Origin of the sequence: Caldicoprobacter sp. (assembly GCF_047459465.1) — a bacterium.
GTDB lineage: Bacteria > Bacillota > Clostridia > Caldicoprobacterales > Caldicoprobacteraceae > Caldicoprobacter.
In genome coordinates this window covers 1-16220 of record NZ_VSCO01000027.1, presented here as the reverse complement: position 1 = coordinate 16220, position 16220 = coordinate 1, and the positions used below count along the sequence as shown (strand labels likewise).

The 16220-nt window shown below is 46.4% G+C and carries 20 protein-coding genes; all 20 read left to right on the top strand.

Features of this window, described 5'->3' with window-relative positions:
- Window positions 1-726 (top strand): peptidase U32 family protein (locus FWJ59_RS03240; protein WP_414480556.1); only part of this gene is annotated, 726 nt, incomplete at its 5' end.
- Window positions 727-882: 156 nt separating this feature from the next.
- Window positions 883-1578, top strand: a complete 696-nt coding sequence (gene sigK / locus FWJ59_RS03235) for an RNA polymerase sporulation sigma factor SigK (protein ID WP_414480557.1) — start codon at window positions 883-885, stop codon at window positions 1576-1578.
- 91 nt (window positions 1579-1669) lie between these two features.
- Window positions 1670-2161: a YqeG family HAD IIIA-type phosphatase gene (locus tag FWJ59_RS03230; RefSeq protein ID WP_414480555.1), complete on the top strand. Its 492-nt coding sequence runs from the start codon at window positions 1670-1672 to the stop codon at window positions 2159-2161.
- The gene (gene aroE, locus FWJ59_RS03225; RefSeq protein ID WP_414480554.1) at window positions 2158-3012 is read left to right on the top strand and encodes a shikimate dehydrogenase; all 855 of its coding nucleotides are present in this window, start codon (window positions 2158-2160) and stop codon (window positions 3010-3012) included. The genes FWJ59_RS03230 and aroE overlap by 4 nt, the downstream gene beginning before the upstream one ends.
- A gap of 107 nt (window positions 3013-3119) precedes the next feature.
- Window positions 3120-4814 (top strand): type II secretion system ATPase GspE, encoded by a 1695-nt coding sequence (gene gspE / locus FWJ59_RS03220; protein WP_414480553.1) that lies wholly within the window; start codon window positions 3120-3122, stop codon window positions 4812-4814.
- Between the two features lie 73 nt (window positions 4815-4887).
- On the top strand, window positions 4888-5946 hold the full coding sequence (locus FWJ59_RS03215; RefSeq protein WP_414480552.1) for a type IV pilus twitching motility protein PilT: 1059 nt from the start codon (window positions 4888-4890) through the stop codon (window positions 5944-5946).
- An 85-nt stretch (window positions 5947-6031) separates the two neighbouring features.
- Complete coding sequence (locus FWJ59_RS03210; protein ID WP_414480551.1) at window positions 6032-7198, top strand: type II secretion system F family protein; 1167 nt, start codon at window positions 6032-6034, stop codon at window positions 7196-7198.
- 30 nt (window positions 7199-7228) lie between these two features.
- Entirely contained in the window at window positions 7229-7615 is a 387-nt protein-coding gene (locus FWJ59_RS03205) for a type II secretion system protein (RefSeq protein WP_414480550.1), read from the top strand.
- A 255-nt stretch (window positions 7616-7870) separates the two neighbouring features.
- Window positions 7871-8629: a prepilin peptidase gene (locus FWJ59_RS03200; RefSeq protein WP_414480549.1), complete on the top strand. Its 759-nt coding sequence runs from the start codon at window positions 7871-7873 to the stop codon at window positions 8627-8629.
- Between the two features lie 7 nt (window positions 8630-8636).
- Window positions 8637-9101: a Tfp pilus assembly protein FimT/FimU gene (locus FWJ59_RS03195; protein WP_414480548.1), complete on the top strand. Its 465-nt coding sequence runs from the start codon at window positions 8637-8639 to the stop codon at window positions 9099-9101.
- Complete coding sequence (locus FWJ59_RS03190) at window positions 9098-9844, top strand: type IV pilus modification PilV family protein (RefSeq protein WP_414480547.1); 747 nt, start codon at window positions 9098-9100, stop codon at window positions 9842-9844. The genes FWJ59_RS03195 and FWJ59_RS03190 overlap by 4 nt, the downstream gene beginning before the upstream one ends.
- Before the next feature lie 18 nt (window positions 9845-9862).
- Window positions 9863-10369 (top strand): PilW family protein, encoded by a 507-nt coding sequence (locus FWJ59_RS03185; protein ID WP_414480546.1) that lies wholly within the window; start codon window positions 9863-9865, stop codon window positions 10367-10369.
- A 133-nt stretch (window positions 10370-10502) separates the two neighbouring features.
- A complete protein-coding gene (locus FWJ59_RS03180; protein ID WP_414480545.1) occupies window positions 10503-11981 on the top strand; it encodes a hypothetical protein in 1479 nt (492 codons plus the stop codon).
- A gap of 33 nt (window positions 11982-12014) precedes the next feature.
- On the top strand, window positions 12015-12938 hold the full coding sequence (pilM, locus tag FWJ59_RS03175) for a type IV pilus biogenesis protein PilM (RefSeq protein ID WP_414480544.1): 924 nt from the start codon (window positions 12015-12017) through the stop codon (window positions 12936-12938).
- Between the two features lie 7 nt (window positions 12939-12945).
- Complete coding sequence (locus FWJ59_RS03170) at window positions 12946-13470, top strand: PilN domain-containing protein (protein ID WP_414480543.1); 525 nt, start codon at window positions 12946-12948, stop codon at window positions 13468-13470.
- A 35-nt stretch (window positions 13471-13505) separates the two neighbouring features.
- The gene (locus FWJ59_RS03165) at window positions 13506-14117 is read left to right on the top strand and encodes a hypothetical protein (RefSeq protein WP_414480542.1); all 612 of its coding nucleotides are present in this window, start codon (window positions 13506-13508) and stop codon (window positions 14115-14117) included.
- Window positions 14118-14236: 119 nt separating this feature from the next.
- On the top strand, window positions 14237-14536 hold the full coding sequence (locus tag FWJ59_RS03160) for a late competence development ComFB family protein (protein ID WP_414480541.1): 300 nt from the start codon (window positions 14237-14239) through the stop codon (window positions 14534-14536).
- A gap of 37 nt (window positions 14537-14573) precedes the next feature.
- Window positions 14574-15086, top strand: coding sequence for a shikimate kinase (locus FWJ59_RS03155; protein WP_414480540.1), 513 nt, complete (start codon window positions 14574-14576; stop codon window positions 15084-15086).
- Window positions 15070-15960, top strand: a complete 891-nt coding sequence (locus FWJ59_RS03150; RefSeq protein WP_414480539.1) for a TIM barrel protein — start codon at window positions 15070-15072, stop codon at window positions 15958-15960. Before FWJ59_RS03155 ends, FWJ59_RS03150 begins: the two co-directional genes overlap by 17 nt.
- Window positions 15961-16006: 46 nt before the next feature.
- The coding region (locus FWJ59_RS03145; RefSeq protein WP_414480538.1) for a type II 3-dehydroquinate dehydratase at window positions 16007-16220 on the top strand (214 nt) is incomplete at its 3' end.

The following is a 16220-nucleotide window of genomic DNA, read 5'->3' as shown; positions in this document are numbered from 1 at the left end:
ATGTGTATCTCCTATTCGGGTAGGTGCCTGCTCAGCAACTACCTTACCGGTAGGTATTCAAACAGGGGGGAGTGTGCGCACCCGTGCCGCTGGAAATATTACCTTATGGAGGAAAAAAGGCCGGGAGAATACCTGCCGATCATGGAAGATGAGAGGGGAGCTTATATACTTAATTCCAAGGACCTGTGCATGTTGGGGCACATTCGAGAGCTTATCTCGGCAGGGGTGGATGGCTTTAAAATCGAAGGAAGGATGAAGAGCAGCTATTATGTGGCCGTTACCGTGAAGGCTTATCGACAGGAACTGGATCGATATAGAAAAGATCCGCAGGGTTATCGTTTTGATCCCAGGGCTCTTGAAGAGGTAAAAAAGGCCAGCCATCGCCCATTTACTACTGGGTTTTATTTTGGTGTTCCCACATCCGATGCGCAGGAATATACAAGTAGCCAGTACATCAGGCAGTACGACTTTGTAGGTCTGGTGCTGGATTATGACCAGCAAAAGAGCATGGCTCTGGTAGAACAGCGCAATCCCTTCAAAAAGGGGGATGAGGTGGAAATTCTCCGCCCCCATGGTGATACACTGAGCTATGCCATTGATGAGATATTCGACGTCGATGGGCAGCCCATAGATAGCGTTCCTCACCCTCAGCAGAAGGTATATATTCCCATTCCATATTGCCTTGAGAGATATTCCATGTTGAGGAGAAAAAGAGGACATATGTAGAGGTAATAGGCTGTCGATCAGGTAAAAAATTTGCTGGGTAAAAAAGAACAAGCACATTTCCCCATGCAGTTACATATTATATAAGGTAACCTATTTTCTTTGGGCGGTGTAACTGCATTTCAGGGGGTGTTATATGTGCTATCCCTAATCGGGAGCCTGCTTTATCTCTTACGTTACGCCTATCTGCTTGTATCCCACATATCGGGCGGCGGTTCTTTCCCCCGGCCATTAAGCCCTGAAGAAGAGGAATATTATCTGAAGAAATTCATGGAAGAGGGAGATGAAAGGGCCAGAAATATTCTCATAGAGCATAATCTCAGGTTGGTAGCACACGTTGTAAAAAAATACAGCAATTGTGGGAAAGATGTGGATGACCTCATTTCCATAGGAACCATTGGCCTTATAAAAGCCATATCCACTTTTGACTCGAACAAGAAGACCAGGCTTGCTACCTATGCGGCCCGTTGTATTGAAAATGAAATCCTTATGGCCATTCGTGCGGATAAAAAGATAAATGGAGAGGTGTCTCTCCAGGAACCTATAGGCATGGACAAAGAAGGGAATGAAATATCGCTTATGGATATACTGGGTACTGATCCGGATGCGGTGATAAACGAGGTTGAGTCGAAAATGCAGATTCGAAACCTTTACAAAAAGATGGCTACAGTGTTAAAAAAGAGGGAAAGAATGGTTTTAGAGATGAGGTACGGTTTACTCAACGGTAGACACAGGACGCAAAGGGAAATAGCTCAAATGCTTGGCATTTCAAGGTCGTACGTATCCAGGATTGAAAAAAGGGCCATATCAAAATTGAGCAAGGAATTTGGCGTAGGAGGCTGTCATTCAAGTTGACAGCCTTTTTGATTTTCTATTAATATTAAAGTTAAAGTACGATTCTGCTATTAAAGGATGGCAATTAAGTTATATTTTAGAAGGGATTTAAATGTTTAAAAAGCTTAAACCTGATCAGATGGTAGAAAGTGTTTGTGATATAAAGCTTGATGAGCTGATGAGAAGAGGGATTTCCAATATAATCATAGATCTGGATAATACCTTGATCCCCTGGGGTGAAGAAAACATCATTCCCGAAGTTTATCAATGGATCAAAGCCGGTCAGGAGATGGGATTTAAGTTCTGCATCGTGTCTAACGGCAGCTTCAAAAGAATACGCCATTTTGCTTCAAAATTTGGGATGCTGGCTGCTTCCAAAAGAGGCAAGCCCCTGTCCCGAGCTTTTAAAAATGCTATGATGACGCTGGAGGGTAATAAACACAATACCGCAGTAATAGGCGATCAGATTTTTACCGATATCCTCGGGGGAAACATGCTCGATCTATATACCATTCTGGTTGAACCCATATCAAAAAAGGAATTCATAGGTACCAGGATTATGAGATTTTTTGAAAAAACTATTGCCAAAAGGAGGAGGCCATGAATATATCTCCCAATACAAAGCTGGTAGGGCTTATAGGCCATCCGGTAGAGCATTCGCTGTCACCCAAACTGCACAATAGCCTTTATAAAAAATACAATCTGGACTACGTGTATCTGGCCTTTGATATCGCTCCCGATGATGTTGGGAAAGCGTTAGAAGCGTTTAAAGTTCTTGGGTTTAAGGGATTCAATGTGACCATTCCCCATAAAGAAAGGGTCATGTGGTTTTTGGATTGGCTGGACACCGAGGCTGCAATTATCGGAGCGGTGAACACCGTTAAGGTAGAAAACGGAAAGCTCATAGGCTACAATACCGACGGGATGGGATTTGTGGATTCCCTAAAGCGCCGAGGGATAGCCCTTAAGGATACAGTTGCACTGGTGCTGGGGGCGGGTGGAGCGGCAAGGGCGATATGCGTATATCTTCTCAAAGAAGGAGTAAAAGAACTTTATATCTACAATCGAACCAGGGAAAGGGCAATTGAGCTTATCAAACACCTGGAGCGATTTTTTTCGGGCGTTTGTTTGAATTATCTTACAAAAGAAAATATCAAGGAGGTACAACCTGACCTGGTGGTCAATACCACGCCGGTGGGCATGTGGCCACATACCCAACTTATGCCGGTAGAAGATTATGCCTTTTTACCCGGTATGATAGTAGTGGATATCATATACAATCCCATTGAAACCGCCTTTTTGAGAAAGGCCAGACAAGCAGGGTGTATGGCCATAAACGGCCTTGATATGCTGGTGGGGCAAGCCATAAAGGCCATTGAGATTTGGACTAGTCTCAAGGTGGATTATGATGAAGCTATTAGTATATTGATAGAAGGGGATAAGTTTTTGTTGTAAAATGGAGTCCAATGGTATATAATGGTTGATAATGAAAGAGAATAGGACAAATTTACTAATTATAGGACTGATTTACTTATTATTTTTTACTTTAGGTGGGGCGCTTTATGGGGGCATACAGGAAGAGGCTAGGTGAACTGTTGGTTGAAAAAGGCATGATCACCAGGGAGCAGCTTAAAGAGGCGCTTGCCCTGCAAAAGTCTACCGGTAAAAAACTGGGCGAAATACTCATCTCTCAAAATTTGATATCTGAAGCCCAGATGGCTGAAGTGCTTCAGGAACAGCTGGGAATTTCCTTTGTGGATTTAAACAAAGTTACCCTTGAACCTAAAATGGCTGAGTACATCCCTTTCATGCTTGCCAAAAGGCATACCCTAATCCCCATAAAGGAGGAAAACGGCAAACTTTACATAGCTATGGAAGACCCGCTGAATTTTGCAGCTGTTGACGATGTAAAGCGCGTATCAAAAATGGATGTGGTACCGCTTATTTCGTTTGGAGAAGCTATAAAAAATGCCATCAACAGGCTGTACGGGATGGAGTATGCCGAAAAGGCAGTTCAGGATTATACGAAGGAAGCTAAGCTAGGGCAACTGCCTCAGGATATGCAAAACGGCTCTTTTGATGAGGACGTCAGCAATGCTCCGGTAGTGAGGCTGGTCAATTCCATAATCCAACAGGCGGTTAACATGGGGGCCAGCGATATCCACATCGAGCCCATAGAGAATGAGTCGCGGGTGAGATTCCGGATCGATGGGATGCTGCAAAAGATATTTAACATACCCGTTTATATGCATCCCGCCCTGATCACCCGAATAAAGATCATGGGCAACATGGACATAGCCGAAAAGAGGCTCCCTCAGGACGGACGTGTGGGTATGAACATATCAGGAAAGGACATAGACCTTCGCATTTCTACCATACCTACCATCTACGGGGAAAAAGCTGTCCTAAGGATTTTGGATCAATCCAATTTTCTCCTGTCCAAAGAAAAGCTCGGGTTTACAGAAGAAAACTTGGAAAAATTCAATGAGCTGCTTAAAAATACCCATGGCATCATATTGGTGACGGGGCCTACAGGTAGTGGCAAGTCGACTACCCTCTATGCCATGCTCAATGAGCTCAACAGGGAATCGGTCAACATCATAACCATAGAGGACCCGGTGGAGTACCGGATGGAGGGGATAAACCAGATTCAAGTCAACCCCAAAGCGGGACTAACCTTTGCCGCGGGACTTAGAGCCATCGTGCGTCAAGACCCCGATATCATCATGGTGGGAGAGATTCGGGACAGCGAGACAGCCGAGATTGCTATACGTTCGGCAATCACAGGACATCTGGTATTGAGCACCTTACATACCAACGATGCTGTCAGCGCCATCTCCCGTTTAATAGATATGGGCATAGAGCCTTACCTCATATCTGCCTCCCTGGTGGGGGTGATATCCCAGAGGCTTTTGAGGAAGGTATGCAGTAACTGCCGCGTACCCTATGAGATTGAGCCCCATCACCTGGCTGTACCGGGTTTTGAGGAACTGGCGGGTGTGACGCTGTACAGGGGAAAGGGGTGCAGCGCCTGCAATTATACCGGTTACAAAGGGCGTGTGCCTGTCCATGAAATCCTTGTGGTTTCAAGGCAGCATCGTCAGCTGATAGCACAAAAGGCCCCAATCGATGAAATAAAGGATTTGTCCATAAAGATGGGCATGAGCACTTTGAAGGAAGAGTGCATAAAGCTGGTACGAAGAGGAGTGACCACCATTGATGAGGTGATACGCGTATCTTACAGTCAGGATGGGTGACGCTATTAGGCTCTCATAATACAACGCCCATGCCATTCATTCCAAGGGTTGCAGTGAAAGGGGCAGTTAGTTTATGGACATATATGAGATACTCAAGAAAGCCGTTGAGCTCAAGTGCTCCGATGTACATATATCTGCCGGCATGCCACCGGTTGTGCGCAAGGATGGAAACTTGTTGCCGATATCGGGTGAACCTTTGTCTGCTGACCAGACCCATCAGTTTACAAGAGCGCTGCTAAATGATGAGCAGTGGGAAGCATTTCAGGATAAAGGGGAGATCGATTTTTCCCTGTCCATAGCAGGAGTTCACAGGTTTCGAGTAAACGCCTATAAGCAGAGGGGTAGCTGCAGTCTGGCTATAAGATTGGTGAATTTGAGGATTCCTGATTTTGAGGAGCTGGGATTGCCCCCGGTGGTGCAGGAATTTGCCAACAGGAAAAGCGGTTTGGTGTTGGTGACCGGGCCCACGGGCAGCGGCAAGTCAACCACTCTAGCGGCAATAGTCAATAAGATAAACATGGAAAGGGCTGCCCATATCATCACTTTAGAAGAGCCCATAGAATATCTGCATCGGCATCAGAAAAGCATAGTCAACCAGAGAGAAGTGGGAAGCGATACCAGAAGCTTTGCGGCGGGCTTAAGGGCGGCGCTGCGCCAGGATCCTGATGTAATATTGATAGGCGAGATGAGAGATTTGGAGACCATTTCCACAGCCATTACGGCTGCTGAGACGGGGCACCTGGTGCTGTCTACTTTGCATACAATTGGTGCGGCCAAGACCATAGACAGGATTATCGATGTCTTTCCGCCGCATCAGCAGCAACAGATAAGGTTTCAGCTGTCAACCGTGCTGGAAGGTGTCATAAGCCAGCAGTTGATTCCGCGAAAGGATGCTGCAGGCAGGGTGGTGGCTGTGGAGGTGATGGTGGTGACGCCGGCCATACGAAACCTCATTCGCGAAGGCAAGACCTATCAAATAACCAACGCTATTCAGACTGGTGCCAGGCTGGGCATGAGAACCATGGATCAGGCCCTGCTGGAGCTTTACAATAAAGGGCTAATAACCAAAGAGGATGCTGTGCTTTATGCCGTGGATGCAGAGCACATGAAAGCCTTAATAAACGGCCGATAGCTTTGAGAATTGAGCCGTGGTGGTGAGGAAGGAGTGATGGGATATTGCCAGGTACAGGTATTTAGCTAAGAATCTACAGGGCATCGTGACCAGGGGAACGCTTGAGGCTTCAAGCAAAAGGGAAGTTTACCGCCTTCTTAAGGAAAGGGATTATTATCCCGTCAAGGTAGAAAAGGTAATCAAAATCAGGGATATAAAGGATTTACAGCTGTCCAGCAAAATAAAATCGAAGGATATGGCGGTGCTTTGCAAGCAGTTTTCTACCATGCTAAAGGCGGGGATCCCCATAATAAGGTGCATTGATATACTGTCTAAACAGCTTTCAAGCAGGCTGCTGCGGAGCATATTTGCCGAGATGTACGTGGAGGTGCGTTCGGGGAAGAGCTTGAGCGAGAGCCTGGTGAAGCGGAGCAGGTATTTCCCCCAGCTGTTTATAAGCATGGTGGAAGCGGGGGAAGCCAGCGGTACCTTGGACGATGTGCTGGATAACCTGGCGCAGCATTATGAGAAGGAGCACAAGCTTATACAAAAGATCAAAAACTCCATGGCATATCCCGTCATAGTGCTTGTGGTGGCGGTTGCAGTTGTGTATTTTCTGTTGACTACGGTGGTCCCCACCTTTGCCGACATATTCACCCGCAGCGGAGCAACCCTTCCACTGCCCACGCGCATGCTTCTCGGTTTAAGCGATTTTACGCTCAAATATGGTATTTTCGTGCTGCTGTTCCTTGTAATGTTTGCTTTTGGATTTTATGTAGCCACCTCCAGAGGAGAGGGGCGTTACAGGTGGCATAAGTTCTTGCTGAGGTTGCCTGTGGTCAAGGCAGTGGTTGTTCAATCCATATCAACCCGGTTTTCGGGAACACTGGGGATACTGCTTAGGACGGGGATACCGCTTGTTACTGCGCTGGAGATAACTAAAAAAGTGGTAGGCAACGAAGTAGCCCAAAGGGGTTTGCTGCAGGTTCAGGATGCGGCAAAGAAAGGCGGTGGCATATCGGCTCCGCTGGAGCAGCTCAACCTGTTTCCCCCCATGTTCATACAGATGATCAGGATAGGCGAGGAATCGGGTACGCTGGACGAGATGCTGCTTAAGACAGCCGAGTTTTATGAAGCAGAGCTGGAGACCAACCTCACTAGGCTCACCACCCTGCTGGAACCCATGGTAATAGTGCTGCTGGGAGGAGTTGTGGCATTTATCGTACTTTCTATAGCTTTGCCCATGTTTGAGATGACTGGCTTTATTGGCTAAAGAATAAAAACGAAAGGAGAGAGGAGAAAGATGATTAAAAAGTTTATGAAAAACAAGAAAGGTTTTACGCTGATTGAGCTTGTGGTGGTAGTGGCGATATTGGGGATATTGGCTTTGCTGGTCGTGCCAAATGTGGTAAACCGGGTTAAAGAAGCAAGAGAAACCGTAGTGGATGCCAACATAAAGGTGATAAACAATGCGATTAAGATGTATTATGCCGAGCAAGGAGATTATCCGGAGATTGGCGAAGCTGAGGGGAGCGGTGATTTAGATAACCTATTGAATAAATTGCAGGAGGATGGATATTTGGATGAAAATGAAGTGGAAAACGCTAAAGAAGCTTTTAAAAATGTAAGTATCAAGGTAAATACGGAAGGAAATAAAGCTAAAAGTATCGAAAAAGGGACTACAGAGTAAGAAACTGAGCCTAATCCTTAAGGTTAACAAACTTATATAACCACAGCATCTTATGCAAATAATCTTCCAACAGGCATCGCAGGGATAATTCAGGTTAGTAGTTGATGCAGCGGTTTACCCTTTGGTTTAACCATGTGCTATCCAGTTTTCTTATAATAATGCGGTATCCCCAGAGTAGTTACCCATGTTCTTGATCATATATTTACATACAATATGGCATTGCGCTGTCTAATATCGCTTTATTGAGAGGATAACATGGATTTTGTAGTGATGGCATTTGGACTTTTAATAGGAAGCTTTCTCAACGTATGCATATACAGAATACCTAGAGACGAGTCGGTGGTTTTTCCGGGCTCCCGCTGTCCTGATTGCGGGGCCCGGCTTAAGCCGGCTGACCTGGTGCCGGTTATCAGCTTTTTGCTCCTTAAAGGCAGGTGCAGGTATTGCAACCGACCTATATCGTGGCGGTATCCGCTTGTAGAGACATTGACGGCTTGCCTTATGTGGCTGTTTTACAGGCACTACGGTATAACTATCATGGCAGCATACTATGCTTTTATTGGCTGCCTTCTCGTTGTCGTGGCGTTCATTGATCTTTCCCATCAGGAGATCCCCAACGGGCTGGTGCTGGCGCTTATGGTTGTCGGGCTGGCAGCTAAGCTGGCTGGCATTGGTGTGGGGGTTGTCGATGGCCTGTACGGCTTATTGGTCGGAGGAGCGCCCCTTGTCCTCATTGCTGTCATTTCTGTTTTGGCTTTGCGCAGGGAAGGCATGGGCGGGGGAGATATAAAGCTGATGGCGGCCGTGGGCTGGTGCCTGGGCTGGCGCCTGACAGCTATAACGCTTATTTTATCCGTATATATAGGCGGTTTGGTGGCACTCATGCTGTTGTGCTTCAAAATAAAGGGCAGGAAGGATTATATTCCTTATGGGCCATTTATAGCCCTTTCGGCTATCATATCCATGCTTTGGGGAGAAAGGATATTGTACTGGTATATAAGCTCATTCTGGTGATGAGGGTATGGACAATACCAGGGGCGTTACCCTTATAGAGCTGTTGGTGGTCGTTGCCATCATAAGCGTGCTGATTTTTCTTATTTCTGTAAGTACAGCCACGCCTATGGACAGGAGCATACTGGAGTCGGCTGCCAATATGATAGCACAGGATATACGTTTGACCCAGCAGCTTGCCGTATCCAATGGGAGTACATATTTTTTTGAAATACATACCAAGGATAACTACTATCAGATACGTTCACAGTCAGTCGAGACAGCGTACAAGAAGGAATACCTACATGATGGTATATCCATTTCGACAATCGGGTTTGAAAGCCTTTATACCGATTCAACACGTAAGGATTTGAAGACGTTGAGATATACTCCGGCAGGTACTCCTGGTACTACAGGTACCATTACTTTGAAAAAGGGCAATTGGGTCAAGCAGATAACCGTTATGGTGGGCACGGGAAGGGTGAAAGTTGATTGAATTCTAAAGGCATGACGTTAATAGAGGTCCTTATAGCTACAGCTTTGTTGGCCATAGTGGCGGGGATTTTGCTGACAGCCTTTGGCTTTTCTTTGGTAAGCACCAAAAAAGCGGAGAACACGCTTTCATCAACCTTTGTGGCCCAGAGCCGGATGGAGGAGATACATGGCATGGATGCCTCAACCGCTTTGGAAGAGGGCAGAGGTGAGAGAAGGCTGTTTATGGATAAATATGTTGAGACGATAGTAAAGCCGTATTTCCGAGAAAATTGTCATGCCTTTTATGTAATACTGGGAGGAGCCCTTGCCGATGTGTATGCCGTGCCGCCGGATAATAGCGGTGCATTGCAGATATCTACCATTATGGGGAGCCGGAGCATGAACATATCCATATCCGCTAACAGCTATTCCATTGCTTCGGCAGGCTATGAAACGCTGGAAGGTAGCTTACCTCCGGATGCAAAAGATATTATGGTGCTTATAAACGGCGTGAAGTATTCTTCGCCGGCAAATGTAACCATAAACGTCACGGCAGCAGGGTGCAATGTCAGTGTATGGGTGTATGATGGGGGCAGCAATTCGTCGCGTATAGAGGTTACCGGGTCCAACGTAGAGATAAAGCGTTTCAGCGGGTATACATACCGCGACTATTCCACCGTAAAGGTGCAGGTTAAGGTTTATGAGAGAGAGGATGATCTGCAGCCTTCAGCTAATTTCAGCAGTATACTTCAGCTCAAAAATTAAACAGCAGGGGTTGACTGCATGTGCAGTTTTAAGAGGTTATTCCGCAGGGCAAAAGTGGATTTCACGCACAGAAAAGGCAAAAGGGGGTATACCCTCCTTGAGGTCATGATAGCGGTGGCTTTGCTGGGAGTAGTTGTAAGCGTGGGTTATGCCATATACCTCATGGGGGTAAGGTCATACATCATGTCTACCAAAAAGATGGAGGTACAGCAAAACGTCCGGTCAGCGGCCTCCTTCATACAGAGGCGCCTGCTTACGGCTGCAGCAAACGATGTAGAGGAAATTTATCATAATGGGCTGAAGACGCTGAGAATAGGCGACGAATGCTTCAACTTAAAAGATGGTACTTTGCGGGTCAATCTGGAGTTTTCCAAACCCGGTCCACATTTTAACCCCCTGGCAGAGGGCATATCGCATTTTGATTTCTCTATAGACGGAAGGCGGGTAAAGGTAGAGTTGGCGGGAGGACAGGAAGGAGAGGATGATTACTTTAGAGTGGAGTTTGAGGTGTTTTTGAGGCGGTAACAACATTGTATATTTTACTGTGGTGCATTCGTCCTTTGTCTTAATACCTGGCCTTAATTGGCCTCGGCTGTCAAACGGCTATGCTTTTACGGTCATGTTACGCCCCATAGAAGGAAGGGGGTGGGGATTGGCCTTGAGATATAAAAACGCACTGTCAAATGTCCATAATTGTATTTCTGCTAACAGCAGGGGTTCGGTTCTTTTGCTGGCGGTGCTGGCCTTGATGGTGGTGTTTACGCTGGGAACGGGGCTTTTGGCGGTAGCCACTTCTAACTATGTAATGGACCAAGCCGAGCACGACTACCAAGCGGCCTTCTACGCCGCTGAGGCTGGGCTTCGTTATAAGATAGAGGTAATGAGAGCTGAGATGGATAGGCTTTACCTGGAAGGGAGCTATATCAACGCGTCGGCTTTTTTCAATACCTTCTGGGAACGGATAAAGAATGACGAAATCCTGAACTTAGGTACGGTAAACGATAAGTCGGTCAGTGCTGTAGCGACTGTAAACAAGGGTACCTTGGGAGATGATTTCTGCGAGTATAAGATTCATTCGGAAGGTCGAGTAGGGCGCATAAGGCGGACGCTAGAGGGCATCGTGAGGATGAAATATGTGTCCAGGACCTCAACGCCATTATCCGACCTTTTTAGTTATGCCATATTTGCCGACGGTAAAGTTGAAATGAGTGGAAGTTCCCAGGTATACGGCAATGCTGGTACCAATACAACTGTTCATAAAGGGTTTTATCTAAGTGGGCATCCAATTATTCATGGAGATGTTGTGATCGGGCATAACGGCGACATCCGTCAAGTGATTCACATCCCATGGGGAAGCATGGATAATTTCATAAAAGGTGAAAGTCGAGTAAATGACAGCCTTGTTAAGTTTCCCGTTATAGAACCAATGGGGAACATTAGTTTCCCCGATGTAAAGGGCAAACCCTCGCTGGAAGTACAAGGCGTGGATGTGATAAATCATAATGGTGGAGGGCAATTTTCAAAGGTTGTAGCCACGGCTAGTGGCAAATTGAACTTAAACCTGGGAGATGGCGATAGGTTATATACAGACGAATTCAAGGTGAATGGAGCTGGCAAAGCCAATGTATATATGAGCGGGGATGCCGAAATATATGCCCGAAAGTTGATCCTGGACGGTTCGGGTGAATTGATCTTTCACGTTGATGGCGATAAGCGCGTGTATCTTGAAACCCTGGATTTAACGGGTGCTTCTTCCGGTAATATCATATCGGTTGAGGGAGAAGGTCGGTTATTGCTATTTATTGAAAAGGAATTGAAAAGAGGTGGAAGCGCAAACATCAACTTGAACGGGAATCCTTCCAAACTAATTGTATTCTTTAATGGAGATAAGGTAGATTTTTCGGGTGGAGGCGGGTCACCCTGTTTTACCGGGGGATTGTATGCTCCCCGTGCTACAGTGAGCTTAAGTGGGAGTGCCACTGTGAAGGGAAGCATTGTTGCATCAACTATAAGTATGGAGGGGGGCGCAAGCGTGTACTTTGAGGAGGTAGTTGATGAGGATGATCCCCTTTTCGGAGAACAGAACCAGCGGATTGGCCCAGAATCATTTGTGATTATCTCATATGGTGAAAAATAAAAAGTATTAGCTGTAGTAAGTGAGGTTATGCTTATGCCAAAATTTATCGATAAGGTTATAGGTATAGACATAGGTTCAGGATATATAAAAATGTTACAAATGTCATATCAAGGTGGGATGGAGATATCCAGATGGGGGTTAATTGAGACACCTAAAATTGGGCAAGAGATGGCCGCCATGGATGATGGAGAAGTGGCAAAGGCAATAAGGGAGTGCTTTAAGTACAATGGTTTCTCTGTCAAAAGGACAAGCCTGTGCCTTTCCGATCCATCCATCATCTTCAGGGATATACGGCTTCCCGAGATGAGGGATGAGGAGATAAGGGAAAATGTAAAGTTTGAGATGTCAGAGTATTTTTCAATAGATCCCGACAAATACTCCATAACATACAGGATACTGGGGAAGGAGGACAACGATGGCAGGGTGGTGCTGCACCTGCTGGGGGTGGCGGCTCCCCTTGACCTCATAGCCAGGTACCTGCGAATCATCAGGAAAGCCGGATTAAGGCCAGAATACGTGGACGTTAGCGTAAATGCCTATTTAAAGGCTGCAAAGCTTTTAGACGATGTAGAGGATATATCAAATAGCCGCGGAGTGTGCATCATGGATTATGGGCACAGCACATTGACCGTATGCGTGTTGGAGAACGGAGTGCCCTTTGTAGTGAGAACGGTGGACAAAAGTTGGGATGATCATAATTTTGACGCTGTGGCCGCTACATTGACCCAGGTGATGGATTATTATTACAGCCGGACTTACACCTGGCACATAGAAAGGGTGTGGGTGGTGGGCGGGGGAAGCCTGGCAAAGGATTTGTGTCAGTACCTGGAATTGCAGACAGGGGCCGAAGTGAAGGAGGTTACCCCCCAGCTGCTTAAAGTAAAGTATGATGAGGGACATGATTTTCCCGCCAGTCTCTATTTTAAATGCCTAGGTGCTGCCATAAGAGAGGACTGATGTGTTTATGAACGATATAAATTTGCTCAACGATTTCTATCGCCCTAAGAAAACCGCCAAAATAGCATCATCCCTGTTGGCAGGAATTTTGATCGGTGTCCTGTTTTCGTACGTTGGTGTTTTTGTGCCCTTAAAACAAAAACGCGAGTTAAGCCTTATGGTATCCAATCTCTCTCAAACCAACAGCGAGTATGAATCCCTGGAAGAGGAATATGCCCAGCTTTCTAGGAAGGTGGAAGAATTAGAGCAAAGGGCCAGCGGCATAACCCCGCTGATATCCGGGCAAAAGTGGAGCCGGGTTTTTGAGCTGATTGAACAGTCTATGCCTCAAGGGATATCTCTACGCAGCCTTTCATATGAGGGGGATGCTGTGGTGCTGGAAGGCACTGCGTCGGATGACGTTGAAATCGCTCGATTTATGGTAATGCTTAAAAAGACCGGCTTGTTTTTGGAAATCAGCGTTAAAAGGATTTACGGTGATCAAGAGAGGCAGATGTTTTTAATGACCGGTAAGCTCAATTATTTGGATTGATTATATGAAGATGCAGCAAAAGGGTGGTTTGATTGATGCAACTTACCAGACGCGAAAAGGTATTTATTGCGATATTTATAGTGGTATCGGTTGCGGCGGTGTATTACGTATTTTTTTATCAGCCGCTGGTGAAGGATATAGAGGCAATGTCAGTGCAGGTGACGGAGGGTGGGGATCTGCCCTTGCTCATCAAATCAAAAAAAGAACAGCTTGCATCTCTACAGCATGAGTACCAGGAGCTTTCGACGAAAGTATTGGACACGCTGGAGAGCTTGCAATGGCCTGACGACCAGCCGGGCTTGGTGGTGCATCTATATGAGATTTTTTCAAGCCGCTCCAAAATGCAACAAGTGGAGTTTGGGGAGATGGAGCAGCATGCCGACTTTTGCCTGATGCCTGTCAACGTAACATTTACTTCTACGTATGATGATTTCAAGGATATACTGGTACAGCTTGAAAAGTCCTCTTACAAAAACTACATTGAGGCTTTGAATGTACAAACCGCGGATGGAGGAAATTCTGTCAGCGTGACCATGTCCCTTAAGTTCTATTTTAAACCCGAGCCTGCTCCAGATGAGCTGGAATATCCATTTGTCGATGAAGGCAGGTACGGTAAAGACAATCCCTTTCAATTTCCCGGGCAATGATGGTCTTTGGCCGTAGAAGCCTGTCTCATAAGCAATCTTTTTTTCATCATCTATGGCCAAATAAAACAGATTTGTAGTATAATGGTTGCAGCTAAACTGTATTTGAGGGGATTGAGCCTATGGCGGATGATTTCAATAAAAACATGAGACCTAAAAATTACATGGAAGACGTAGTGTTCCATCATTTAGACGATATACTTAGCGATACCGATTGCTGCAAGTGCCAGCGCTGCCGTATGGATATTGCCGCTTATGCGCTAAATCAGCTCCCCAGCAAATATGTGGTTACCCGCAAGGGAGAGGTGTATTCCAAGCTGCTAGAGCTGCAACAGCAGTTTGAGACCGATGTCATCATAGCCATAATCAAAGCCGTTGAGGTGGTGAAGAAAAATCCTCGCCATGACGAGATGCAAGTGTAAGGAGCAAAATCTGAGTGTCAGGTGCCATAACATCGTATTGATAGGGTTTATGGGGGTAGGAAAGACCACTGTTGGCAAGTTGCTGGCCCAGCGCTTGGGATATCGTTTTGTGGATGTTGATCAGGTCATCGAAAATGAAACGGGGCTTTCGATTTCCCAGATTTTCTCAATATATGGGGAAGGATATTTTCGTCAGCTGGAGAGGCAAACTATCCGTAGAATTCTTGATAGCTCAGGCATGGTAATTGCAACCGGCGGCGGTGCCGTGATGGATCCCGCCAATTTTTCGTTTTTGATGGAGAATGGCTGCGTCGTGGCCCTGGATGCCAGCGAGGACACCCTTTGGGAAAGGCTTAAGTCCTGCAATGACCGTCCTATGCTTTACTCCAATAATCCCAGGGAAAGGGTGAGGGCCTTGCTTGAGATAAGGCGTCCTGTCTATCATAAAGCCCACTTTGTGGTGCGGGTAGACGGCAAATCGCCAGATGAGGTGGTGGATGAAATCATAGCGATGATAGAGGTGAAGGAAAGGGATGACCATAAAGAATGACGTTATAAGGTTTGGGCCGGCGGGGAATTCCGATTCGTTCTACGAACAGGGGTATAGCTCCAGCGTGGACATGCCCAAATGGCTTCATGGTATGGGGCTTACTGCCTATGAGTACACCTGTACCCATGGGGTAAACATTGGGGAGGCCACCGCCAGGGCTATAGGCCAGGAGGCGCGCAAGTGGGATATAGCGTTGAGCATCCATGCGCCCTACTACATAAATCTGGTATCAAAGGATGAGGATAAAAGGGCCAAAACCAAGCGGCATATAATGGATTCCCTTAGGGTGGCGCATTGGATGGGAGCAAAACGGGTGGTTTTCCATCCGGGTTCATGCTCCGGGATGGACAGAAGGGCGGCCCTTGAAATAGCAATGGATTTCTTAAAGGAGATCATCGATGAAGCTAGAGAGTTTATCGAGGAAGGTATACACCTTTGCCCCGAGACCATGGGCAAGGTGAACCAGCTGGGGACTGTCGATGAAGTGCTGGAGATGTGTCTGATCCATGACTCCCTTATACCCACCCTGGATTTTGGCCATATAAATGCCATGGGACGCGGTAGCATCAGGTCGCGGGAGGATTACATGAACATCATAAACAGGGTAAAGGAAGTTTTGGGGGAAGACAGGGCCAGGTACTTTCACTGCCATTTCAGCAGGATAGAGTATTCCAATGGCGGAGAGAAAAGGCATTGGACCTTGAAGGATACCCAATATGGTCCCGAGTTTGAGCCGCTGGCCGAGGTGATAGCCTTGCTTGACTTAAAGCCTATAATAATATGCGAATCCAGGGGTACCATGGCTGAAGATGCTGCCCAGCTAAAAGAGATTGCCCTTCAAAAAATTAATCTATTCAATACTGGCATTTTATGATAATATTATTGAGTGGAATTTTTGGTGAGGGCAGGGGTGCGCACAAATGAAGATTTTGGTGGTAAACGGCCCAAATTTGAATCTTCTAGGTCAACGGGAGCCGTCGATATATGGCGAGACCAGCCTAGAACATCTGGTTGAAATGCTAAAAGACCACGGCAGCAAAATGGGCATTTATGTGGACCACATACAATCCAACAGCGAAGGGGAAATAATAGATGCTCTCCACAATGCCGTGGGAAAATGGGATGGCATCATTC